Annotated in this window: 18 protein-coding genes and 1 tRNA gene; 7 read left to right on the forward strand and 12 right to left on the reverse strand. The window is 59.5% G+C overall.

The features are described from left to right. Nucleotides 1-41: 41 nt before the first annotated feature. Together ACQUQP_RS06115 and ACQUQP_RS06120 are read right to left on the reverse strand one after the other, a co-directional pair. Nucleotides 42-3,353: a DUF3427 domain-containing protein gene (locus ACQUQP_RS06115; protein ID WP_432697916.1), complete on the reverse strand. Its 3,312-nt coding sequence runs from the start codon at nucleotides 3,351-3,353 to the stop codon at nucleotides 42-44. Then, a complete protein-coding gene (locus tag ACQUQP_RS06120) occupies nucleotides 3,350-3,970 on the reverse strand; it encodes a class I SAM-dependent methyltransferase (RefSeq protein ID WP_432697917.1) in 621 nt (206 codons plus the stop codon). The genes ACQUQP_RS06115 and ACQUQP_RS06120 overlap by 4 nt, the downstream gene beginning before the upstream one ends. A 229-nt stretch (nucleotides 3,971-4,199) precedes the next feature. Between ACQUQP_RS06120 and ACQUQP_RS06125 the strand changes: the two genes are divergently transcribed. Both ACQUQP_RS06125 and ACQUQP_RS06130 read left to right on the forward strand, forming a co-directional pair. Continuing rightward, a tRNA-Met gene (locus ACQUQP_RS06125) sits at nucleotides 4,200-4,276 on the forward strand. Nucleotides 4,277-4,758: 482 nt separating this feature from the next. Further along, entirely contained in the window at nucleotides 4,759-6,333 is a 1,575-nt protein-coding gene (locus ACQUQP_RS06130; protein ID WP_432697918.1) for an alkaline phosphatase family protein, read from the forward strand. A gap of 173 nt (nucleotides 6,334-6,506) precedes the next feature. Here ACQUQP_RS06130 and ACQUQP_RS06135 read toward each other — a convergent pair whose 3' ends face one another. From ACQUQP_RS06135 to ACQUQP_RS06150, 4 genes are all read right to left on the reverse strand, one after another. Then, on the reverse strand, nucleotides 6,507-7,058 hold the full coding sequence (locus ACQUQP_RS06135; protein ID WP_432697919.1) for a GGDEF domain-containing protein: 552 nt from the start codon (nucleotides 7,056-7,058) through the stop codon (nucleotides 6,507-6,509). Between the two features lie 173 nt (nucleotides 7,059-7,231). Continuing rightward, nucleotides 7,232-8,527: a TRAP transporter large permease gene (locus ACQUQP_RS06140; protein ID WP_432697920.1), complete on the reverse strand. Its 1,296-nt coding sequence runs from the start codon at nucleotides 8,525-8,527 to the stop codon at nucleotides 7,232-7,234. A 7-nt stretch (nucleotides 8,528-8,534) separates the two neighbouring features. Next, nucleotides 8,535-9,032, reverse strand: a complete 498-nt coding sequence (locus ACQUQP_RS06145; RefSeq protein ID WP_432697921.1) for a TRAP transporter small permease — start codon at nucleotides 9,030-9,032, stop codon at nucleotides 8,535-8,537. Nucleotides 9,033-9,114: 82 nt separating this feature from the next. Continuing rightward, nucleotides 9,115-10,248, reverse strand: a complete 1,134-nt coding sequence (locus ACQUQP_RS06150; RefSeq protein ID WP_432697922.1) for a C4-dicarboxylate TRAP transporter substrate-binding protein — start codon at nucleotides 10,246-10,248, stop codon at nucleotides 9,115-9,117. 253 nt (nucleotides 10,249-10,501) lie between these two features. Here ACQUQP_RS06150 and fabG point away from each other — a divergent pair, with 253 nt between their 5' ends. After that, nucleotides 10,502-11,242, forward strand: a complete 741-nt coding sequence (fabG, locus tag ACQUQP_RS06155) for a 3-oxoacyl-ACP reductase FabG (RefSeq protein WP_432697923.1) — start codon at nucleotides 10,502-10,504, stop codon at nucleotides 11,240-11,242. 108 nt (nucleotides 11,243-11,350) lie between these two features. Next, nucleotides 11,351-12,199 (forward strand): DUF72 domain-containing protein, encoded by an 849-nt coding sequence (locus ACQUQP_RS06160; protein WP_432697924.1) that lies wholly within the window; start codon nucleotides 11,351-11,353, stop codon nucleotides 12,197-12,199. Nucleotides 12,200-12,217: 18 nt separating this feature from the next. On the opposite strand, the gene apaG is transcribed toward ACQUQP_RS06160, so the two are convergent. From apaG to lptD, 5 genes are read right to left on the reverse strand one after another with little or no spacing between them, the layout of a single operon-like run. Further along, entirely contained in the window at nucleotides 12,218-12,604 is a 387-nt protein-coding gene (gene apaG / locus ACQUQP_RS06165) for a Co2+/Mg2+ efflux protein ApaG (RefSeq protein ID WP_432697925.1), read from the reverse strand. 5 nt (nucleotides 12,605-12,609) lie between these two features. After that, the gene (rsmA, locus tag ACQUQP_RS06170; protein WP_432697926.1) at nucleotides 12,610-13,425 is read right to left on the reverse strand and encodes a 16S rRNA (adenine(1518)-N(6)/adenine(1519)-N(6))-dimethyltransferase RsmA; all 816 of its coding nucleotides are present in this window, start codon (nucleotides 13,423-13,425) and stop codon (nucleotides 12,610-12,612) included. Then, nucleotides 13,422-14,429, reverse strand: a complete 1,008-nt coding sequence (pdxA, locus tag ACQUQP_RS06175) for a 4-hydroxythreonine-4-phosphate dehydrogenase PdxA (RefSeq protein ID WP_432697927.1) — start codon at nucleotides 14,427-14,429, stop codon at nucleotides 13,422-13,424. The genes rsmA and pdxA overlap by 4 nt, the downstream gene beginning before the upstream one ends. Continuing rightward, nucleotides 14,426-15,721, reverse strand: coding sequence for a peptidylprolyl isomerase (locus ACQUQP_RS06180; RefSeq protein WP_432697928.1), 1,296 nt, complete (start codon nucleotides 15,719-15,721; stop codon nucleotides 14,426-14,428). Before ACQUQP_RS06180 ends, pdxA begins: the two co-directional genes overlap by 4 nt. After that, nucleotides 15,711-18,434 carry an LPS assembly protein LptD gene (lptD, locus tag ACQUQP_RS06185; RefSeq protein ID WP_432697929.1) on the reverse strand — a complete coding sequence of 908 codons (2,724 nt, stop codon included), beginning with the start codon at nucleotides 18,432-18,434 and terminating at the stop codon, nucleotides 15,711-15,713. Before lptD ends, ACQUQP_RS06180 begins: the two co-directional genes overlap by 11 nt. Nucleotides 18,435-18,659: 225 nt before the next feature. On the opposite strand from lptD, the gene ACQUQP_RS06190 reads away from it, so the two are divergent. From ACQUQP_RS06190 to djlA, 3 genes are read left to right on the forward strand one after another with little or no spacing between them, the layout of a single operon-like run. Beyond that, the gene (locus ACQUQP_RS06190; RefSeq protein WP_432697930.1) at nucleotides 18,660-19,697 is read left to right on the forward strand and encodes an aminoglycoside phosphotransferase family protein; all 1,038 of its coding nucleotides are present in this window, start codon (nucleotides 18,660-18,662) and stop codon (nucleotides 19,695-19,697) included. 3 nt (nucleotides 19,698-19,700) lie between these two features. Beyond that, nucleotides 19,701-20,387, forward strand: coding sequence for an N-acetylmuramate alpha-1-phosphate uridylyltransferase MurU (gene murU / locus ACQUQP_RS06195; protein WP_432697931.1), 687 nt, complete (start codon nucleotides 19,701-19,703; stop codon nucleotides 20,385-20,387). 3 nt (nucleotides 20,388-20,390) lie between these two features. After that, nucleotides 20,391-21,218, forward strand: a complete 828-nt coding sequence (djlA, locus tag ACQUQP_RS06200) for a co-chaperone DjlA (RefSeq protein WP_432697932.1) — start codon at nucleotides 20,391-20,393, stop codon at nucleotides 21,216-21,218. 33 nt (nucleotides 21,219-21,251) lie between these two features. On the opposite strand, the gene ACQUQP_RS06205 is transcribed toward djlA, so the two are convergent. After that, on the reverse strand, nucleotides 21,252-22,319 hold the full coding sequence (locus ACQUQP_RS06205) for a DUF3530 family protein (RefSeq protein WP_432697933.1): 1,068 nt from the start codon (nucleotides 22,317-22,319) through the stop codon (nucleotides 21,252-21,254). Nucleotides 22,320-22,361: the final 42 nt, after the last annotated feature.

A 22,361-nucleotide genomic window follows, 5' to 3' on the forward strand; every position in this document is an offset into this window, starting at 1 on the left:
CTAGAGCCGACAGTCTGCTTTCGAGCGTTGTGCTGATTAGTTTAGGCAGTGGGTGTTTTCAATTGCCAAACCACGCTCATCGGTTTACTACCCTCATGGCTTTGATAGCTTACTTCGCCGTAATAACGGAAGGGCGCTGCCTTACCGCTATTCAGTTTGTGTTCGCGCACGAAAAGGTAGACCCGACTGCCCAGCTTTTCATGCTCAATAATCTCGCGGCCACGTTTGTTGTCCGGGCTGGTGCTGTTCTGTGACTGCCAGTGGAAGTGGGCGTTATCGATGAAATAGTCGTGGTACTGATGATCACTGGCTTTGCCCTGTTTGTTCAGTGTCACGAGCAGGATCTGTGCCTGTTGATCTTTCAATACCACGTGGCCTGACTGCCAGTTGCCCGGGTTGAATTGGGCATCGAACAGTGGCGGGATCTCTTCGCGCATGAACGTCTGGCCGACCAGCAGCTCCAGCGGATCCACGCTTCCCTTGAGGCGGGCGAAGGTGACCATGCTTTCATCGGCGATCAGGTCTTCGTAGTCCGGGTTGTTGGCTCTGAGCGTATAGCTGCCATCGGCGTTTTTGAGCACCTTGCGCAGCAGGTACTGGTTGTCGCCGGCGCCGTCCTGACGTTCGATCGCCATAGTTTGGTTGCTTATGCTGCCGGCGCTTTCGGGCGTCACCTGTTCCAATAGCAGGTAGTCGCCATCGTAGATCGGGGTTTTACCGCCGTTCATGGAGTTGCCCGAAGCGCGGGCGATGAAGTGACGTTCTACCGAGAGGTTGCCAAAGCCTGTCGGTGCCGGCAGATACTCTTCCACATCGGCGTGGCCGGTTTTGAAATGACCGCAGGCGATCTTGATATTGGGAAAGAAGGGCAGCTGTTCCCCGGCTTCAGGAGAGGCCGGCTCAGGTACGGTCGGCGTTAAGGTGTTTACCTGTGGCAGTTTGCTTTGCGCATACTGAGCCAGGCGCCAGTTCAGGACCTCACGCGTCATTGCGCTGAATATGGGTAGTTCAGCGGCGTCCAGGCTCTGCTGGTAGCGAAACTGCATACCATCCTGAACGAACCACTCAATCTTGGAGCTCTGTTCAGGGGTGCACCAGTGGGTGATCGGGTTTTCGCGCCAATGGCTTAGCCATCCCCGGTCGCTGACTTCATCCAGCGGCAGTTTGCTTTTCGGTAGATCCGCCAACCAGTCCGGATGATCGAGAAACCAGCGTTTAGCCCAGGCGGCCAGTTCCTGCAGCGTTGCAGGCTGAATCAGCGCCTGCTTATCCAGCAGGGTGTGCAGCAGCACGAGCTTATAGGATTTGGAGGTTTTGGTGACCGTCAGGTCACGGAACCACTGCACGTGCTGTTCAAGTACCTGCAGCTCATCAGCGGTGGCATCGCCCTGTTCATCGATAAATTCCCACCAGCTGCCGTAGCTCTGTCGCAGCCGGCTCAGGTTAGCGCCACTTTGCCAGAACTCGGTCAGGCTGGGGCGCCGCTTCAGGTTCTGCTTCAGTTTGGTGTATTGGGCGTCGAGTCTGTCGCCTGTGAGACTATCCAGAAACTCGATAAAGCCCAGGTCGTAATTGACGTAGCAGCCATCCGGCAGCAGATCGTTGGGGCTTTTTACCGCCTCGGTCAGTTGCTTGCGCGTCGGCTTGTGATCAAAGGCGGGGCCGAACAGCATTTCAGGTCGGTTCAGGAAGCTATGGTGATTACCGACAAAGTCCAGCACCACCAGCCTTTCCTTATCTTCGCTCAGGCGCAGACCACGGCCGAGCTGCTGCAGGAAAAGTATTTTCGATTCCGTGGGGCGCAGCATCATGACCGTATCGATCTGTGGCAGGTCGACACCCTCGTTAAACAGGTCCACCGAAAACAGCACGTTCAGTTCACCGCTGGCCAGCTGCTCCAGCGCTTCGGAGCGGGTCAGATCGGATTCGGTATGCACGCTGGCCGCAGGGATACCCTGTTTGCGGAAAGAGTCAGCCATGTAATCCGCATGGCTGCGCGAGGCGCAGAAGGCGAGGGTGCGCGATTGGGACTTATCCTGCCACTCTTTCAGCGCATGGCGGGCGCGGGCGCGGGTGGCAAGCTGTGTGGATAACCTGTCCGGGTCGAAGCGACCGTTACGCCAGGGGATATGTTCGTAATCCACTTCGCTATCGAAGATACCGAAGTAGCTGAACGGGCAGAGCTGCTGATCGTTAATGCCGTCAAACAGATCCCGCCGATATACCAGGTTGTGGTCGCACAGTCGCAGAATGTCAGAGCCGTCGGTCCGATCCGGCGTCGCCGTGAGTCCCAACAGGAACCCGGGCTGAAAGTATTCCAGCAGGCGCTGGTAGCTACCTGCGGCGGCGTGGTGAAATTCATCCACCACGATGTAATCGAAATAATCGCGGTTGAAGCGCTCCAGATGGGCTACACGGCCCAGGGTCTGTACCGATGCAAACAGCAGGTCGGATTCGCGGTCCTTTTGTTTTCCGCTGTAACGACCTACCCGTTTGTGCGGCAAAATCGCCAGAAAACTCTCTTCGGCCTGCAGCAGGATCTCTTCGCGGTGTGCCACGAAAAGTACCCGCCCGGCTTCGAACTGTGCGGCATCGAACGCTGCGAGGTAGGTTTTACCCATACCGGTGGCCAGCACGACGAGTCCTTTTTGCCAGCCCCGCTGGCGCGCGGAAACCAGGGCCTCAAGTGCGTCTGTTTGGTGGGGCCGAGGAGTAGGGATCTCGGGCTCAGGTTCCTGTTCATCCACCCTGGCGGTATGGATCGAAACTACTTTCCGAGCCTGCTCGTAGCGCTGCCGGTATTGTTCGATCCAGTCGTCATTGAGTGGCTGTACCTGGGGCTGCAGCAACAGGTTCTGAAACTGCTGGCGGATTTCGTCCAGCCGCTGTGCAGCCGAGGAATCCTGCTCGTTGGGGTAGTCCAGGTGGTAGTTCCATTCCAGCCCATCGGTTAGCGCCTTGGCGCTGATATTACTGGAGCCAACAAAGGCATCGGCGCTTACAAGCTCTCCCTGTGCTGAGCGCACAAAGATATAGGCCTTGAGGTGAAAACTGTCGGCAGAGCCTGTCTCGAAAACCCGGATATCGGCACCGCGTTCGGCCAGTAGCATCAGCTTCTTCAGTGCCTTGGGATCGGTAATGCACAGATAGTCGCTGGTCAGCAGCGTCAGGCGGACATTGCGGGTGTCGGACTGCAGCGCGGCTTCAAGGTCACCAAAGATCAGATTGAGCCCGGTAGAGCGAATAAAGGAGACGGCGATCTCGATGTCGGTGGCCTGGGTCAGTGCTCGGCGCAGTGCAGGCAGCAGCTGGCGGTTATCGCTGCCGGTCAGCAGGTACTGGCTGGCGCTCACGCTTGTGGCTCCGTTTGATGCTGAAGCAGGGCTGTCTGCCAGCTCACATCGGCGCGCTTTAGTCGGTCATGGGATGCCTGGGTGTTGATAAGCTGCATCTGTAAGCCGGTGTCTCTGGCCAGGGCATTCAGCTCGGCAGTACTGACGGGAAACATGGGGCGTGCCGGGTCGGAAGGGCCGAAACGGAGCGTGATGATCAGTAAGCCGGTGTTGGCCAGCAGTCGTGACAAGCGCTGAAGGGCAAGTGGGCGCTCACTGGCGGGCAGGTGCATCCAGACGGCGGAGAGAATAATCAGATCGTAGCCGCCAGAGGGGCCTGCAAGGCTGGAGAGCGACGGCAGTCTGGCATCAACCCAGCGTACCCGCTTGCCAGTGGCCTGTTCCCCGAGTTCACGCAATCGCTGAGCCGGTTCGGCGGCGGTCACGGCCCATCCAAGGGTCGACAGCCAGAGAGCATCGCGGCCGCTGCCCGCACCCACATCCAGTGCCTGGCCCTGTGTGCGACCGGCTAGCAGGTGTGCCCAGTCGCCATGAACCTCCTCGGCGGGCACCGAGTTGTATTGTGCCTGATAGTGCTTGGCATGCTGATGATAGTGCGCAATGGTTCGCTCCGGCATAACCGTCCTTTGCTGGTGCTACTTCCCTTAAAATACCTTCCGAGTATACCTAATGCGCTCAGCGATCCCAGGAGGGAGTGTCGGTGATTAGCTTGCTATGTCTCTCTTTGGTCCGCCGGAGGGAGCGCCTGCTTACACAGGCGGCGATCGAATGGCTGAGCTTAACTAAAAAAAGCCTGGTTTTGATTTGACAGTCCCATAAACCATAGGTATAGTTTGCTCACGTTGATGCGGGGTGGAGCAGTCTGGTAGCTCGTCGGGCTCATAACCCGAAGGTCGTTGGTTCAAATCCAGCCCCCGCTACCAAATTTAAAGAAGGCAGATCAGCTACTTAGCGATCTGCCTTTTTTGTTTCTGGCCTCCGGAAAAGGCCATGTGCCCAAAATGGGTCCATTTTGTGCCCATGCTGAAAATTTCTATACCTACCCTCTCTCGAAACCGACCTTAAGTCTCCAATTGACAAGTGACCTTAAGGGCTGAATGAGCCCCCAGGCTCTGCTGACCTTATGGCAGTCTCTGGCCAAAGGCGGCTCATAGGATCACTCAGGATTCTGGCTCTGCTGGTTCGTCCAAGTGGCTCAGCAACTACTCAATGGGTTATCCCTTGCTGTGTAATGCAGTGGATCATTTTCCCCACCAATTGCAGCCCTATACGGTGCGATATGTCACCAGGTGAAACTGTTTGTCTGTCTCTTGCCATAATTGATTACTCTTTCGTCAGATTTTTTTGAGCTGCAGGGGCTTAGGTTATGGCTCCTGGGCGCCGAGAACAGATGGAAGATATCCACATGGCAAAACAACCCAATATTCTCTTCGTGATGGCAGACCAGCTGCGTGCCGACTACCTTGGCTGCAATGGACATCCGACTATCAAGACGCCCACTATCGATGGCCTGGCCGCGTCCGGTGTTAATTTTACTCGAGCCTATACTCAGGCCCCGGTCTGCGGTCCTTCACGGATGTCTTTTTACACGGGGCGGTATGCGTCTTCTCATGGCGCGACTTACAACAATGTGCCGCTCAACCTGTCCGAGCAGAGTATCGGTGATTACCTGCGCCCCCTGGGCTATCGTGTGGGCCTGGTTGGCAAAACTCATATGAAAAAGGACGTGGCAGGGATGCAGCGTCTGGGCGTCGACCCTGAGTCTTCCCGCGGTGTGCTGCTCAGCGAGTGTGGTTTTGAACCTTACGAGCGTGATGACGGTCTGCACCCGGATCAGAGCGTTTCGCCGGATCTGGCCTATAACAAGTACCTGCGTGAACAGGGCTTTACGGGTGATAACCCCTGGCATGAGTGGGCTAACTCGGCGGAGGGAGAGGACGGTGAAGTGCTGTCCGGTTGGTACATGCGTAACTGTGACCTTCCGGCACGCGTGCCTGAAGAGCACTCAGAGACCGCCTACACCACCAATCGTGCGATGGATTTTATTCGCGAATCGGCTGACACGCCCTGGTGTCTGCATCTGAGCTATATCAAGCCGCACTGGCCCTACATTGCTCCGGCGCCCTACCACGATATGTACACCAGTGACGATGTACTACCGGCCAATGCGACTGAGCAGGAAAAAGCCGACCTGCACCCGGTTATCAAGGCGTTCATGGAGCATGAGGAATCAGTTAACTTTTCCCGTGAAGAGGTGCGCCAGCGCGTGATACCGGCCTACATGGGATTGATTACCCAGCTGGACGACCACCTGGCACGCCTGATCGCCTTTCTGAAAGAGATTGGTCAGTACGACAACACGGTAATCGTTATAACCGCCGATCATGGCGATTACCTGGGTGACCACTGGCTGGGCGAAAAAGAGCTGTTCCACGAGGCCAGTGCCCGCATTCCTATGATTGTTCATGATCCGCGCGCGGCTGCAGATGAGACGCGTGGTCAGGTAGACGGCCGTCTGGTGGAAGCGATCGACCTGGTACCCACCTTTGTGGACCTGGCTGGCGCGGAAGTGCCGGACCATATTCTGGAGGGACGCTCCCTGTTGCCTCTGATTGAGGGCGGAAGGGTTGAACACTGGCGTGAGTACGCTGTCAGCGAAGCTGATTATGCCTGGCGCCATGCACGCTTTACGTTGGAAATGGCACCCGATCAGACCCGTGCCATCATGATCACCGATGGTCGCTGGAAGTATGTGCACTATGAACATTTCCGGCCGCAGCTTTTCGATCTGGAGACGGATCCCCAGGAGCAGCACGACTTGGGTAAGGACCTGGCTCATGCAGAACAGCTTGAGCGTATGGAGCAGGCGCTTTATGACTGGTACCGGATGCGTAAAACGCGCACCACCATCAGCAACGCAACTGTGGCCAGTATGACCGGTAAGGCGAAAGAGCGCGGTTACCTGTTTGGCTGTTGGTGAGGCCCGCTAGCAGTTATGGCGCCTGGCTAACCAATTGGCAGATCAGCTAATTAGCGATCTGCCTTTGGGTGTCGGGTGTACGGACAAGGCGCTGTGGCCATTTGGGGTACAGGCGGACGTTTTCTCGTCTTGAAGCGCTGGAGACTTCTGCTGCGCTGTGTTCTTTCGAACGTTTACTTCATGTTTTGATCCGGTTCACTCGATTGCGTCAGCGCGACGCTTTGATTACGTCCTGTGCGTTTGGCCTGGTACAGTGCCGCGTCGGCAAGGCCGATCGTTGCGTTGACACTCTCTGTGCTGCCGGTCGATACGCCCAGGCTGAGGGTGATTGGCTCTTCTGAAGGCAATAGGGGGAGTTGTTCGACCGCATGTCGTAACGACTCTGCGATGGCGTGTGCACGCAGGGGGCTGACGCCTGGCAAAATCAGCAGGAACTCCTCACCGCCCCAGCGTACGATGAGGTCATTGCCGCCTATCTTTGTCTTCAGACATTGGGCGACAGCGGCGAGCACCTGGTCGCCGCGCTCGTGACCGAAGCGGTCGTTGATCCGTTTGAAGTGGTCGATATCGAGCATTATTACGTTCAACTCGGTGCTGGCAGGCTGGTCGGCCAGCCATTCATCGCACATCATCCGGTTGCCCACACCCGTTAGAGGGTCCAGAGTGGCGACCCGCTTCAGTTCCCGGTTTGCCTGCTCCAGGCGCTGCTCAAACCCCTTGCGCATGCTGATATCGCTTATGCTGCCTCTTTGCCAGGGGTAGGGAAGGAGTGTGGGAGCGTTTGGGTAGGCAGTTCAGGGGAGGCGGTTAGGCTCTGGGGAGATTTCGAGCACTTTTAATACAGCCGCCCCGGGGCGAGGCGGCTTTCGGTCGTTACCTGCTTTTAGGCTGGCTTAGGCTAGTTGTTCATCAGCAAAACGATGTCCGGTACGCCGATAACCAGGCCCACGACAACGAGGTCGGCGACGAGGAAGATGGCGACGCCCTTGAAGATATCCACCAGTGACGCGTATTGGCCCGCTACGCCTCGAATCACGAAGATGTTCATCCCCACCGGCGGGGTGATCATGCCGATCTCGAGCAGTTTCACCAGCAGTACGCCGAACCAGATCAGGCTGATGTCGTAGAGTTCGAAAATCGGCAGCAGCACCGGCAGGGTCACCAGCATCGCACCGAACGGCTCCATGAACAGGCCCAGCAGCAGGTAGATCACAACCACGACGAGCATCAGCTGGATGTAGGAGGGGTCCCAGCCCGATACAGCGGAGGTGAGCACATCGGCGATGCCGCTGAGGCTCAGGAACAGCGTGAACATGCTGGCGCCGATACCGATAATCAGCAGCGATGCAGTGGTCCCCAGGGTTTCCAGAAACGCTTTCTTAGCGCTAGCCCAGTTGAGCTTGCGTACCGCAATGGAGAGCGCCAGCGCGCCGGCCGCACCAACCGCACCGGCTTCGGTGGCAGTGAAGAAACCGCTGAACATGCCGCCAAACACCAAAATCGCCAGTAGCAGGACCGGCCAGACATCGATCAGTGCGCGGGTCGGATCGATATCCTCGGCATCCTTGGCAACGCGCGGCACGATATCGGGGCGGAACCAGGCCACAGCCAGAATGATCAGCGCGTAGCTGACGGCGGTGAGCAGGCCGATGGTGATACCACCGAGGAAAACCTGGGTGATCGAGACCTGGGCAAAGACGCCGTAGACGATCATCAGGATGCTTGGCGGAATCAGTGCACCGATAGTACCGCCGGCGGCGATGGTGCCGCAGGCGAAGCTCGGCTTGTAACCGCCCTTGACCATCTCCGGAATGGCGATACGGCCCATGGCTGCGGCGCAGGCAACGCTGGATCCGCACACGGCGGCAAAGCCGGAACTGGCAAATACGCTGGAGATGGCGATGCCGCCCGGCAACCAGCGGAAGAAGACCTTGGCAGCGTTGAACAGTCCGGAGGTCAGGCCGGAGTGGTAGCAGATGAACCCCATCAGCAGAAACATCGGTACCGCGCTGAGGGTCCATTTGGAAACAAATTCATAGGGCTTGGATGCCAGCAGGCTGATGGCGGTATCCCAGCCGAACATCAGGCTGATACCACCAAGCGAGATGGAGATCAGCGCCAGTGCGATCGGGATCCGCACGATCAGCAGAACGATGAGCAGTGCCAGCCCGGCAAAGCCGATTTCGATACCCATGGTCCGGTTACTCCTCTCGATCCGTGGTAAACAGCAGGGGGATGCGGGCCAGGGTCACCAGTGTGGACAGGGCGAAGGCGACCGGCAGAATCAGGTAGGTGGGCCAGACCGGCATCGGAAAATTGAGTGACATGACATAGGAACCGATATCGTACTGCTCCATCGCCTTGTCCCAGGTGGCGACGGTGAGGACGGCGTAAATGGCGGCCGAGAACAGCGCCACGAAGCAATCCACAATGCGCAGACCCCGGCTACCGAACAGACCACTGAACGCTTCGACAAAAATCATGCTGCGTTTGCGTTCAACCCAGGCCAGTGGCAGCAGGGCCAGTGTGATCATGTAGTACCGGGTGACCAGCTCCTGGGTCGCCGGGATGGAAAAGGAGATCGAGCTTCTCAGGACAACGTCCAGGGTGATGTGAACCATCATCGCCAGAATGCCCAGGGCACCGAGAAGCGCCACGCCCTGAGCCGTGCGGTCAAGCCAACGCTCTAGCAGTTTCATAACAGCTCTCTTGGAGAATTATCTTGGAAGGATGGAAGGCGCACGACCGTTCTGGATCGTGGCGCCTCCCGGGTGTGGCCGTTTAGATACCGTAGGTGCTGAAATCGACCTTAGCCCAGATCTCGCTGTTCATCGCCTCGGCGACGGCAGCAGGGTCGTTGTTGGCCTCTTCGGCGATCTTTTCCCACTTGCTAACCAGCTCTTCGAAGCGCGCCAGCTTGGCATCGGCGTTTTCGATATTGTAGCGCTCGCCAGCCTGTGCCGCTGCGGTTTTCAGATCTTCCTCAATGAAGGCCTGGGTCGCATCGATCAGCGCCTGGCTTGGCTGCAGCACCTCAACACCGGCCTCGCTTGCCATGCCCATGCCCTTTTCAGAGATGGCGGCCCAGCGGTCGGTACACAGGGTACTGGCCAGGGAAGAGACTTCGATCAGCGCCTGGCGATCCTCGGCGGAGAGGCTCTTCCAGGTGTTCAGGCTGACGGCGTGGGAGATGTCGGAGAAGAAGGTGCCCAGCGGAACCTCGGTGACATACTTGATCGCATCGTCGAGACGGAAAGAGACGATATCGGCCGTGGATGCCAGGGTGCCGTCGATCACGCCCTGGGACAGGGCTTCGAACTGCTCGCCGACCGGGATGCTGGCCGGAGTCGCACCCATGGCTTCAGCCCAGCGGGAGTACTGCGGGCCGCCCGCGCGCAGGCGCAGACCCTTGAGGTCGTCGACATCGGTGACCGGCTTGTTGCTGAGAATCTGGTAGATGTTGGTGGAGTGAGCGGAGGTGAACACCACGCCCAGCTTTTTCAGCTCTGCCTGACAGTCGCTGCAAGTGACGATGTACTCGGTGAGCGCTGCGCCCATCGCCTGCGGGTTGGAGCCGAGGAAGGCCATGTCGCCAACCAGGTTGAACTCAGGCAGGTCGGCAGGGAAGTATGCCGACAGGAACAGACCCGCGTCGACCAGGCCGCTCTTGATACCGGTACGCATTTCACTCAGCGAGGCGATCTCCGGGCCAAGCAGCTTGGCGGTCAGGCGACCATCGGTGGCTTCGGGCAGCTTTTCCTGCAGGGTGGTATAGAGTGGATCAGTAGCGGGGTGGGCCGGTGGAACGCCCGGTGCGACGCGCAGTTCCTTGGCTGTGACGGCCTGGCCGTAACAAGCCGCGAGGCCGATAGCGATGGCGATGCCTTTGGTAAGGCTCTTTTTCATAGTTAGCATGTTTGGACCCTTATAATTATTAGATGTGCCTTATGTGCTGCAGACCCCGTCCGTCGCTGCGTGCCTGCGTGGGTTGACCGCGGGCACCTCTGTCGAGGAATGCGGCCACCATAATAATTAGAATAGACTATTGTATGCAATGTTATTTGTTTAGTTGGCAACATACTTTGGTTCAATGTAGAAAGTATGGCTGAATAATTCCAATAACAAATACAAGCGCCTATACACAGGCGTCTGACAAGGGAGAATCTCTATGCGCTTGCAGGACAAAGTATGCATCGTCACTGGCTCTGCGAATGGAATCGGTCTGGCGACGGCGAGAAAATTTGTCAGCGAGGAGGCGATAGTGATCGTCTGCGACCTGGATGCAGCTCAGGTCGAAGCCGCCAAAAGTGAGCTGCTGGCCAGTGGCGGACGTGCCGAGGGATATCGGGTTGATGTCAGCGAGCGTGAGACGGTTGATGCGATGGTTGATTCTGTGAAGCGCAGGTTCGGACGCATCGATGTGCTGGTGAATAACGCCGGTATCACCCGGGATGCCAGCCTGTTGAAAATGGATGAGGCGCAGTTTGATTCCGTAATTGCGGTTAACCTCAAGGGTGCGTTCAACTGTACCCAGGCGGTGGCAGCGACGATGGTAGAGCAGCGGGCCGGTGCGATTATCAACACCTCTAGCATCTCCGGTGTTTACGGCAATTTCGGTCAGAGCAACTACTCCGCCTCCAAAGCGGGCGTTATCGGTATGACCAAGACCTGGGCGCGGGAGCTCGGCCCCAAGGGCGTGCGCGTCAATGCCATCGTACCGGGTGCCGTAGCCACCGATATCCTCAAAACGGTGCCGGAAAAAATCCTGCGGCAGGTTGAAAACGCCTGCTGGCAGCGCCGTATCGGGCAGCCGGAAGAGCTGGCCAACGCTTACGCCTTCCTCGCCAGCGATGAGGCCAGCTACATCAACGGCACAACTCTGGAAGTGAGTGGCGGCGTCTCCGCCTGAGTCTGCTGGCTGAGCTCTGGTAGCTGTGGACTGGCCGGCGTGGATGCATCGAGGGGCGAACCTTGCTAGGCTCGCTCTCTCATTCAGTGTTATCGACAGCTTAGCCCTGTGCCCGATCCCGATTACTACATAGGTCTTCCGCAGTGGAACCATCCCGCCTGGCATGAGCACCTTTTTGCCGGCGATGATGCCAGACCGCTGGCCAGCTATGCCGGCAGCTTTAATTCCGTGGAGGGAAATACCACCTTTTACGGCCTGCCCTCCGCCGATGCGGTGCAGCGCTGGAAGGAAGAAACCGGCCCCGATTTCCGTTTCTGCTTCAAATTCCCGTCGGAACTCAGTCATCAGAACGGTTTGCATCACAGTGACGCCGACCTGCTGGCGTTTGTCCGCAGGCTGGCGCTGCTGGAGGACAAGCTCGGCATGCTCTGGCTGCAGTTGCCCGCGGCTTTTGGTCCTGCGCAACTACAGCAGCTGGCGCAGTTTCTGATGCAGCTGCCGGCAGGCTTCCGCTATGCGGTGGAGGTTCGTCATCCGGCGTTTTTCGAGCGCGGTGATGCGGATAAACAGCTCACCGATCTGCTGGCGCAGGCCGGTGTTAACCGGCTGGCATTTGATACCCGGGTGCTGTTCGGTCATCCGGCCAGTGACCGGGTGACGCGCGAGGCGTTGAAGGCCAAGCCGAAACTGCCGCTGCGCCCCGTGGCAACGGCGGGTAACCCCATGCTCAGGTTTATCGCGCCTCTGGATCTGCAACTGGCGGATGCGGCACTGGATTACTGGGCGCAGCGCGCCACAAAATGGATCGGAGAGGGACGTACGCCCTGGCTGTTTTTCCACACGCCGGATAATGCCCGGGCGCCACTGCTGGCGCAGCGGTTTGCGGAGAAAATGTCGGGTTATAGAGGCTTTAGGCCCTGGCCGGAGCCTTCTCAGGCGCAGGGCGGTTTGTTCTGACTTTTTTGCTAAAGCGCTTTAGTGAAGCGCGTTGGGCTGTGCCAGCGTAAAGGCGGGGATCGGGGCGATGAAGAGCTCTTCGTCTTCGGTCTGCATCTGGTAGTGCCCCTGCATGCTGCCCACTTCCGTGGCCAGTACGGTGCCGCTGGTGTAGCTGAAGCTCTGGTCCGGCTCGATCACCGGCTGCTCGCCGACCACACCTTCACCTTCTACTTCCTGTACCTGTTCATTGCCATCGGTGATCACCCAGCGGCGGCTGACCAGCTTGACCGGATCCGGGTTGTGATTGGTCACGGTGATCTGGTAGGAAAACACGAAGCGGTGAGCCTCCGGGTCCGATTGCTCGGGCAGGTAGGAGGTCAGTACATCAATTTCTATGTTGCGGCCGTATTCAAAAGGGTCCATGCGATTCAGTGTTCCTCTTGGTCAGTGTCGCTGAGCGCATCGCTGATCCGCACAAACTCTGCAAGCGTCAGACGCTCGGGGCGCAGCTGCGGATCAATCTCCAGTGTTTCCAATGTGGCGGCATCGATCAACGGTTTCAAGTTGTTGCGCAGGGTTTTGCGTCGCTGGCTGAAGGCTGTACGCACCACTTCCTGCAATTTGGTCACATCTTTGGCCGGGCAGGGCAGGGTCGCATAGGGGGTCATGCGGACAATGGCCGAGTCGACCTTGGGTGCCGGGTTGAACGCGCCGGGGGGCACGATGAACAGTTTTTCCACCTGGCAGAAGTACTGCGCCATTATCCCCAGGCGGCCGTAGTGGTTTTCACCCGGTTGCGCGGCAAGACGCTCTACCACTTCTTTCTGCAGCATGAAGTGCATATCGCTGACCCGGCCGCTGAAGCTCAGCAGGTGGAAAATCAGCGGTGTAGAGATGTTGTAGGGCAGGTTGCCGACGATCCGCAGCGGACGGCCATCCTCACACAGGGAGGCGAAATCGAACTTGAGCGCATCAGCTTCATGGATACGGAAGTTGTCTTCGTAACGGAAGAACTTGGTGCGCAGTACCGGGATCAGGTCCCGGTCCAGCTCGATGGCGTCCAGCGCGCCCGCTTCGCTCAGCAGCTCTTCGGTCAGCGCGCCAAGGCCGGGGCCGATCTCCACCAGGTGGTCTTCCGGCCGGGGGTGGATGGCGCGGACGATGCGGCGGATGATGCCGGCATCGTGCAGGAAGTTCTGGCCAAAACGCTTACGCGCTTTGTGCATCGTTGGTTTCTTGCTCATGAGGTGTGGCTGTTGTCCTGTCTGCAGGCTGCCATGGTGGCAGCATAGTCGATCGCCGTGCGCAGCGAGCCGGTGTCGGCAAGGCCGGTGCCCGCCAGATCCAGCGCGGTGCCGTGGTCCACCGAGGTACGGATGATCGGCAGGCCGAGGGTGATGTTGACGGCGTTGCCAAAACCCTTGTATTTCAGCACCGGCAGGCCTTGGTCGTGGTACATCGCCAGCACCGCATCGGCATTGGCCAGGTACTTGTCGGTAAACAGCGTGTCGGCGGGCAGGGGGCCGATCAAGTCCACATCGGCATCCTCGTAGCTGCGCAGAACCGGTTCGATTACATCGATCTCTTCCCGGCCCAGGTAGCCGCCTTCACCGGCATGGGGATTGAGTCCGCAGACCAGAATGCGGGGGCGCTGACAGCCGAAATAGCGTTTCAGGTCGGCGATCAGTGCGTCGATCACTTCATGCAGCAGCGGTTCGGTGATAGCGGCCGGAACGCTGGCCAGCGGCAGGTGAGTGGTAGCCAGCGCCACCCTGAGCCCCTCGGTTGCCAGCATCATGACCACTTTCTCGGTGCGCGTCAGCGCTTCGAGAAACTCGGTATGGCCGCTGAAATTGATCCCCGCCTGGTTGATGACGCCCTTGTGCACAGGCGCGGTCACCAGGGCCGCGTAGTCGCCGGACTGGCAGCCGAGGCAGGCTTCCGTCAGTGTCTCGAGAACATAGGCGGCATTGGCCGGATTGAGCTGGCCCGCCTCGGCAGGCTGCGCAAGCTTTACCGGGTGGACGAAAATTTCACCGGGCAGGGCAGGGGCGGCGGGCTTGCTCAGGTCGACCGGGGTTAGTTTGATCTGCAGGCCCAGCTGCTCTGCGCGCTGGCGCAGCAGGTCTGGATCTGCAAACAGAACCAGCTGGTGCGCCTGAGCCTGCTGGGCGATCGCCAGGCAGAGGTCGGGACCGATTCCCGACGGTTCGCCCGGTGTCAGCGCGAGTCGGAATGTCTGACTCACGGCTGCTCCAGCGCCTTGCGCTCGATATAGGCCTGGGCACGAATTTCGCGCAGCCAGTTATCCAGCTCTTCGTTGAACTTGCGCTTGCGGATGGCGGAGCGCGCCTTGTTCTCACGCATCTCGTCGGCGAAATCCTGGGTGCGACGCTCTTCGACCTGAAGGATGTGCCAGCCGAACCGCGACTGGAAGGGTTCGCTGACCTCTCCGGTGCCGGTGCTGTTCATGACCTGCTCGAACTCCGGTACCATCTGGCCGGCCTGGGTCCAGCCCAGTTCGCCGCCCTGGGAGCCGCTGCCCGGGTCGTCGCTGTAGCGGCGGGCGAGATCATCAAATGCCTGGCCATCCTGGATACGGTTGTAGAGATCCAGGGCCAGTTCCCGTGCCTGGGACTGGCTGCGTACCTCGTTCGGTGAAATGAGGATGTGGCGTACGCGGGTCTGCTGCACCAGGGAGTCCTCGCCACCGCGCTTGTCGCGCAGCTGCAGAAGATGGAAACCTGCCGGTGTGCGTATCGGCGTGCTCACTTCACCCACCTGCAGCTGGCCCAGGGCGCCGGCAATATCCGAGGGCAGCTCGGTGCGGGCACGCCAGCCCAGATCACCGCCCTGGAGCGCGTTGGAGGCATCGGAGTTTGCGGTAGCCAGCTGGCGGAAGTCCGCCCCTTCCTGCATCTGGGCGTAGAGTGTCTCGGCTTCTTCCCGGGCGCGCTGGATCATCTGTGGCGACGCGTTCTGGGGTATCGAGATCAGGATGTTACTGAGCAGGTATTCGGTGTTGTTGCTGTTCTGGCTGTTAGCGAGAAAGTTGCTGATCTCCTGCTCGGAGACATTGATGCGGCGGTTGACGTTGGCCTGCTGGATACGTGACAACAGGATCTCCTGGCGGATCTGCTCCCGCGCCTGGGCGTAGTCCTGGCCTTCGGCGATCAGCGCTTCGCGGAACTGCGGCAGTGTCATGTTGTTCTGCTCAGCAATGTTCTGCATCGCGCTGTTCAGCTCCTGATCACTGACGCGGATGCCCTGACGTTCGCCGATCTGCAGCTGGATACGGTCCATGATCAGACGTTCGAGCACCTGTTTGCGCAGTACATCGGCTTCCGGTGCCGTTGCCCCCTGGGCCTGGATCTGGTCACGAACCAGTGCGGTGCGGTTCTCCAGTTCGCTTTGCAGAACAATGTCGTCATTAACGACGGCGACCACCTGATCCAGCAGCTCGGCTGCCTGCGCGTTTTGCAGGGTGAGCAGAGTCGCCACCAGGATCAGTTGGCGTTTAACGAACCGCTTAAAACGCATTTCGAGCATCCTCTTTCTCGCCGGTAATATCTTCTAGGAATTCACGCCCGCCGGATTGTCCGAACGAGCCCAGGCCGCGCAGTACAAATTGCAGGAAGACGCCGGTTTTGGTCTCTATGTCTTCACCGAAATCGGTATCGTCTACGTACTGGCGTCCCGTTACACGGACTTTCCAGCAGCAGCTGGTGTATTCGACACCGAGCAGGGTTTCAATGTTCTCTTCTCTGAGCAGATCTTCCTGCCAGCGGCCGATCATGTTCCATTGTGCCGAAACCGGCCAGCGGAAGGCGAAGTCGGTCTGGCGAATTTCGTTTTCGTCCTCATCGCGCTGGTCGTCGAAGCGGGTGCCCGAGTTATCGCGATAGCTGAGGTAGATCAGGCGCGTGTCGTCGGGGCGGTAGGTGAGGCGATAGTTCTGCTGCACCATTTTCAGGTTGTCTTCATCGTCCAGCTCGCTGTCGTGGGTGAAGCGCAGATCGGGCCTGATGTACCAGCTTGCCAGCACCGCCAGGTTGGAGCGGCTTTCTGTACCGTCCACATCACCGGGTCGCAGCTGGGTATCACTCTCGCGGTCTTCAAAATAGTGTGCCTGGGCGATGCCCACACGTGCCCGTTCAACACCCGACTCGGAGTAGAACGCACTGCTCAGTGCCAGGGTGGCCTGCGTGGTGCCGGCGACGTTGTCGTTGCCGCTGAAGCCGGTCTCATCGAACAGGTTGTAGTAGCTGAAATCCAGGCGTGCTGAATCGAAGTCCGGCAGTTCTGACTGGTCTTCGCTGGCGGCATGGATCAGCTTGATGCGGGGTTCCAGCGTCTGGGTCAGGTTGTTACCGTAGGCCCGCTCCAGCTTGATCGTCGAGTCGAGACTGGCGATGGGCAGTCCCAGGCTCGGGCTCTTGGACCAGTCTGCCGGCTGGTCAGACAGGTTGTACTGGGAGTACCAGTAGGTCAGGCGCGGCTTGACCGATGCCCAGGGGCGGTCCCACTGGTAGCTGACACTCGGGCGCACGTGTATACGGCTGCCGACAACCCTGTCTGCATCTACCAGGTCATCATTGTTGCGGTCAAAGTAGGTGTACTCGGCCAGGTAGCGCAGCTGGGCATCGCCGTTCAGGGCGACTTCGCGACCGGTAACGCTCAACGCGGGCACCTGCTCGTAGGGTTCGATACCGCCATCGATGGTCTGGTACTGGTGTACTTTTCCTGTGAAGTTCCAGCCATCGCCCTGGTAGCGGGCGGAGGCGATCTGGTCCAGGTCATCCTCTTTGGCGATCTCCAGGTTGGTGGTGTCGAGATCGTCCAGGTAGTCGTCATCGCTGATGCGGCGGTAGTCGATGAGCGTATACCAGTTGTTGAACGGATTACCTGTATGTTCGGCACCCAGGGCCCAGCGGCTGTCGCCATACTGCCTGTCATCATTGATGTAGGCGGTGCTCAGGGTATTCATCGACCAGCCGTTCAGGTAACGGAATTCGTTCTCCAGTATCAGGCCGCGCTCGCTGTTGTACCTGGGCGTGAAAGTGTCGTCGTAATTGGGTGCCAGGTTGAAGTAATAGGGCGTGGCAATATCAAGGCCGTCGGTGTCGGAGTAACCCAGGGCCGGATACAGGAAGCCGGAGCGACGGGTGTCATCGATCGGGAAGTAAAAATAGGGCAGATAGAGTACCGGTACATTGCCGATCTCGAAGGTTGCATGTCGCGCCTCGCCATACCCCTCTTCGGTATGGATTTCGAGGTCATCCGTTTCGATCGCCCAGTCGTTGCTGCCCGGTTCGCAAAAGGTTACCCGGCCGTTGGTCATGACCACGCGGGCATCGCCAAAGCGCTCAACCGCTTCCGCCTCACCGCGCATGTGCTGGGGGTGCAGCACATACTCGGCGTTCTGGAAGCCGGCATTGCCGGCATTCAGATCGGCCCGGGCGCTTTCGGCGACGATCAGCAGGCCCGGTTCGCGGTAGGTTACGTTGCGCTCAAGCGTGGCGGTCTGGTTATTGGCGTCATACTCGGCCACCTCGCTGGTCAGCAGGCGACTGCCCTGGCGCATGTTGATGCCGCCTTCGAGCTGGGTTGTGCCGCCAAGCACCGTAGAGGAACGCAGCGCCTCAAGAAAAATGGTCTGCTGCTCTTCCAGAGTCTGCGCGGCATCCAGATCCAGTGCCGGTTGACGGTATTCACCAGAGCATGCGCTGCCGTAGCCTTCCTCACCGGGCGCGAACGTGTACCAGTCCAGGTAGGCGTAGTTCTGCACCGCACGGGCTGCTACACCAGAGGCAACGCCCGCTGTAGCGACGTCTCTGTTTTCGAAACACTGCCACTGGCCGTTTACTGCGCTGCAGCTAAACGCCTGAGAAGGATCGTTGCTCGGCAGCGCCGCCTGGCTGGCGGGTTCTGTCTGAGCTGTAAGCCTGTCAGTGGGCGCTGGGTTTACTTCAGCTGTAGCAGAAGACGGTGAGTCTGTGGCCGGCTGAGCGGGTCGCAGGGCCTCTGCCGAGGTGCTGGTTGCGGGGGAAGGAGCGTTGCGGCTCTGGGCGCCTGTGTCGCCGGAACTCTCCTGCTGCGGGAGTGATTCGGTAACCTCGCAGTCCCATCCGCCAGCGGCGTTGAGATCGCAGTTCCAGAGTCTTGGGTCATCCTGAGCGGCTGCCTGTGACGCGGCCACTGCTGCTGCAACTGCCAGCATCAGCTTGAAAGAGTGGGCTCTTTTAAAGGGCATCAAGTCGCTTTCCGTTTGCGCGAGAAGGCGGCCTGTTTCTTGCCACCCCCGAAGTCGAGTACCATACCGAGCTGTGCATGATACCGCTGTTACCGGCGCGAAGGCCAGACCTCCGAGGCGGGTCGGCAGCGGTGCCCTGCCCCCTGGGTTGCTACGGTTTTTTGCAGTTTGTCCGGGCAGACCGACCTAATCTCTTCGCCAAGTGTTACGAGGAACCGAGAAAAGATGGATATTCGCCTGCAACAGCTGCAGCAGTGGGTAGAGCAGACAGCGGCTGAGCAGGGGATCGAAAGCCTCTCCGGCGAGTTGCTGCCGGTGTCCGGGGATGCCAGCTTCCGTCGTTATTTCCGTGCTGTTGGCGAGCATGCAAGCTGGATTGCCGTGGATGCTCCACCTGACAAGGAGAACAGCCGGCCGTTCGTGGATCTGGCGCGGGACTGGTTTGCCCGCGGTGTCAGGGTGCCGGAAATCCTTGCGGCCGATCTCGAGCTCGGGTTTATGCTGCTCGAAGATTTCGGTGACCGCCTGCTGCTTCCTGAATTGAAGGACGAGACGGCGCAGCGTCACTACTCCCAGGCTCTCTCTACCCTGCTGCAGATCCAGCAACTTCCCGCCGACAACCTTGCGCCCTACGACGAGGCTCTGTTGCAGCGGGAGATGGGCCTGTTCGATGAATGGTACACCGGCAGCCTGCTGTCGCTGACCCTTGATGAGGACGAAGTGGCGTTGCTGGCGCAGGTTAAGTCCTGGTTGGTTGATCGTGCGCTTTCCCAGCGCCAGGTCACGGTGCACAGGGATTACCACTCCCGTAACCTGATGCTGCTCGATGACGGCGGGCTCGGCGTGATCGATTTTCAGGATGCGGTACGGGGCGCACAGACCTACGACCTGGTCTCCCTGTTCAGGGACAGCTATATACGCTGGTCCGATGCGCAGGTGGCGCAGTGGGTGGAGGAGTATCGCGCTGCACTGTCGGACGCCGGTGTTTCGGTACCCTCGGCCGAGGCATTTCTGAAAGATTTCGACTGCATGGGCATGCAGCGTCAACTGAAGGTGCTGGGAATATTTTCCCGGCTCTACCTGCGCGATGGCAAGGACGGCTACCTGCCGGATATGCCGCGTACCCTTGGCTACCTGGTCAGGGCGGCGGCCCGTTATCCGGAGACGGAGCCCTTTGCGCGCTGGTTGGAGCGGCGTGTTGTGCCGGCGATGAGTGCCCACCCGCTGTTTGAGGCAGGCGAACTGGCCCGGGAGCTCGGCTGATTTATGCGCGCGATGATTCTGGCGGCGGGGCTCGGCACCCGCATGCGCCCGCTGACACTGACAACCCCTAAGCCTCTGCTGACGGCGGCCGGCAAGCCGCTGATCGTTTACCATATCGAGAGACTGGCGGCGGCCGGCGTCGAGCGCATCGTGATCAACCACGCCTGGCTCGGTGAGCAGATTGAAGCGGCACTGGGCGACGGCAGCCGGTTCGGTGTGGAGCTGCTTTATTCACCGGAAAACGACCCGCTGGAAACGGCCGGGGGAATCCGCCAGGCACTACCGCTGTTGGCGGATCACGAAGACGACAGTTTCCTGGTGGTCAATGGTGATGTGTTCACCGATCTTACTCCCGCGGCGCTGAAAAAAATGGAACTGAAGGCGGGCAGCGACGCTCACCTGTTACTTGTGGATAACCCGAGCTGGCACTCCGAGGGCGACTTCTATCTGTCACCGACAGGGCAGCTATCCAGCCAGGGAGAGCCCAGGCTGACATTCTCGGGTATCAGCCGGTTGCGTGCGTCGCTGTTTACCGGGCTGGTCGCCAGCGAGCCTGCGCCTCTGGCGCCCTTGTTGCGCCAGGCGATGGCGCTGGGACGGGTGACAGGCGCGCGCCTGAATGCTTTTTGGGATGATATCGGGACGCCCGAGCGCTTAACCGCACTAGATAAGCGATTGAGAGGAGAGTAATAGATGACAGGTGCTGAAACCCTGGGTCAGAAAATCTACCGCCACCGGGCCGGTCTGGGTATCGGCGCCTTGATCGGTCTGTTCAGTGGTGGCCCCGTAGGGCTTCTGCTGGGTGGGGCGCTGGGCTACTGGATCGATTCAGCGCTGAGGAAAACCGCTTCAACCTATAACCCTCAGCAGCTTTTCTTTCGCGCCACGTTCAGTGTCATGGGCAAGGTGGCCAAGGCTGATGGACGGGTGTCCGAGGTGGAGATCAACTTCGCCCGTGAAGTGATGGCGCGGATGAACCTCAGTGAAGAGAAGCGCCGTGAGGCGATCGAGTACTTTTCCGAGGGCAAGCAGCCGGACTTTGATATCGCCAAGGTGCTGCTGCCGCTTGCGGCACTGATGCGTAACCGCAGTTCGCTGAAATTGATGTTTGTTGAGATTCAGCTTCAGGCGGCCATGGCCGATGGCGAAATCAGTCCCAATGAGCAGGCACTGCTGCAGCAGATCTGTCAGCAGCTTCACTTTACACCCCGGGAAGTACAGGCGCTGCTGGCGCGGATGCGGGCTGAGCAGGCGTTTCGTGAACAGGCCTACCAGTCTCACGCGCAGCAGGAGGGCTACTCCGCTGCATCGCTGGAGCAGGCCTATGGTGTGCTCGGGGTGGAACCCTCGGCCAGTGATGCCGAGGTCAAGCGCGCCTGGCGTAAGCTGATGAGTCAGCACCATCCGGACAAACTGGTTTCCAAGGGGTTACCGGAAGAGATGATGCAGCTGGCCAAAGAACAGGCCCAGGAGATCCAGGCGGCCTACGACCAGATCCGCAAATCCCGTGGCATGCGTTAAGCCCTGGCATCGGTCGCAGCCACGCAGGCGGGATCAGTTAATCGGCCTGGCGCCCGGCTGATTCTGCCCTGGCGCGGGCGCTGCGGCCGCCGCCTCTTCCTGTTCCTCGGCGATAGGGGCGAGGATGCCCGCTTTAATCAGCCCACGCACCTTGGCGGTCAGCCAGGGCATCTCGTCATTCCAGCCGGTAAAGGAGCCTGACACCGGCGACTGCAGATAGTTGGCTAAGCCTTCCCGTCGCGCCAGGTCCTTGCGGATACGCGCATCGGGGGCAGCCCGGGGATAACCGGGCAGGGGCGCGTGGTAGATATCGACGATGCGCATGTCACCCAGCGATTCCAGGAGTGTCGTCAGCACGGGGGCGTCAGGCGCGCTGTCCGGCAGCGGATCGATCATCACCAGAGCCAGGTCGAGCTCGGGATGGCTAAGCAGATAGTCGATGGTCCAGGGCGTGGCACGCCCGAAACTGATCACAACCAGGGGCTCCAACGGTTCGCTGCGCAGCTGCTCCAGTACCAGGTCCATGCGCTCGCTAAAGCGCTCAGCGAACGGGGCGGGCGGCTCGGCATTTGTTTCCTGTGCGGTATCGGCAGCGGGCGTCGGCTGCGCGCTGTCCGATGGGACTGCCCCCGATGCGCCGGCTGATCCGGCGTTTATCGGCTGCATCACCGGCAGGGTACGTTCCGGCAGGGATGGGCGTTCGCTGGCTGGTGGCTCCAGAGCCAGGGTCAGCCAGCCCTTCTGTGCCAGGTCAAAGCGCAGGGCTTCAACCTGGTTTACCCAGGCAGGTCCTATGGCCGGGTCCGGCACCAGCAGCAGCCCGCCGACCGCGTCCTCGCGATTGGCCTCCTGGCGCAGGGCATGAAAACGCTGCTCGCCCACCTCCATGGTCAAAACCACGGTATCGGCGGGCAGCAGTTTTCTAAGCTGTGAATCCAGCGGCAGGTTACCGGCACTGCTGCGCTCTACCTCATACAGCTTGGCCATATCCATACCCGGTGCAGCAGCGGAAGCTGTGTTCTCTGCTTCCTCGGCTGCCCGGGCCTGAACAGGGCACAGGAGCAGGAGCGTAATAAGTGTCTTGTTAATCAGCGAGTTCATGGTCCGATTATCGGCGGCAGCGTCGCTGCGGGCAAGGCTGAA

Origin of the sequence: Marinobacterium sp. YM272, from assembly GCF_050908845.1 — a bacterium.
Lineage (GTDB): Bacteria > Pseudomonadota > Gammaproteobacteria > Pseudomonadales > Balneatricaceae > Marinobacterium_D.

What these genes read in the sequence shown, in the direction of transcription:
- ACQUQP_RS06120 (WP_432697917.1), bottom strand. Translation starts at nt 3,970, where the DNA reads ATGCCGGAGCGAACCATTGCGCACTATCATCAGCATGCCAAGCACTAT.
- ACQUQP_RS06130 (WP_432697918.1), top strand. Translation starts at nt 4,759, where the DNA reads ATGGCAAAACAACCCAATATTCTCTTCGTGATGGCAGACCAGCTGCGT.
- ACQUQP_RS06135 (WP_432697919.1), bottom strand. Translation starts at nt 7,058, where the DNA reads ATGCGCAAGGGGTTTGAGCAGCGCCTGGAGCAGGCAAACCGGGAACTG.
- ACQUQP_RS06140 (WP_432697920.1), bottom strand. Translation starts at nt 8,527, where the DNA reads ATGGGTATCGAAATCGGCTTTGCCGGGCTGGCACTGCTCATCGTTCTG.
- ACQUQP_RS06145 (WP_432697921.1), bottom strand. Translation starts at nt 9,032, where the DNA reads ATGAAACTGCTAGAGCGTTGGCTTGACCGCACGGCTCAGGGCGTGGCG.
- ACQUQP_RS06150 (WP_432697922.1), bottom strand. Translation starts at nt 10,248, where the DNA reads ATGCTAACTATGAAAAAGAGCCTTACCAAAGGCATCGCCATCGCTATC.
- fabG (WP_432697923.1), top strand. Translation starts at nt 10,502, where the DNA reads ATGCGCTTGCAGGACAAAGTATGCATCGTCACTGGCTCTGCGAATGGA.
- apaG (WP_432697925.1), bottom strand. Translation starts at nt 12,604, where the DNA reads ATGGACCCTTTTGAATACGGCCGCAACATAGAAATTGATGTACTGACC.
- rsmA (WP_432697926.1), bottom strand. Translation starts at nt 13,425, where the DNA reads ATGAGCAAGAAACCAACGATGCACAAAGCGCGTAAGCGTTTTGGCCAG.
- ACQUQP_RS06180 (WP_432697928.1), bottom strand. Translation starts at nt 15,721, where the DNA reads ATGCGTTTTAAGCGGTTCGTTAAACGCCAACTGATCCTGGTGGCGACT.
- lptD (WP_432697929.1), bottom strand. Translation starts at nt 18,434, where the DNA reads ATGCCCTTTAAAAGAGCCCACTCTTTCAAGCTGATGCTGGCAGTTGCA.
- ACQUQP_RS06190 (WP_432697930.1), top strand. Translation starts at nt 18,660, where the DNA reads ATGGATATTCGCCTGCAACAGCTGCAGCAGTGGGTAGAGCAGACAGCG.
- murU (WP_432697931.1), top strand. Translation starts at nt 19,701, where the DNA reads ATGCGCGCGATGATTCTGGCGGCGGGGCTCGGCACCCGCATGCGCCCG.
- djlA (WP_432697932.1), top strand. Translation starts at nt 20,391, where the DNA reads ATGACAGGTGCTGAAACCCTGGGTCAGAAAATCTACCGCCACCGGGCC.
- ACQUQP_RS06205 (WP_432697933.1), bottom strand. Translation starts at nt 22,319, where the DNA reads ATGAACTCGCTGATTAACAAGACACTTATTACGCTCCTGCTCCTGTGC.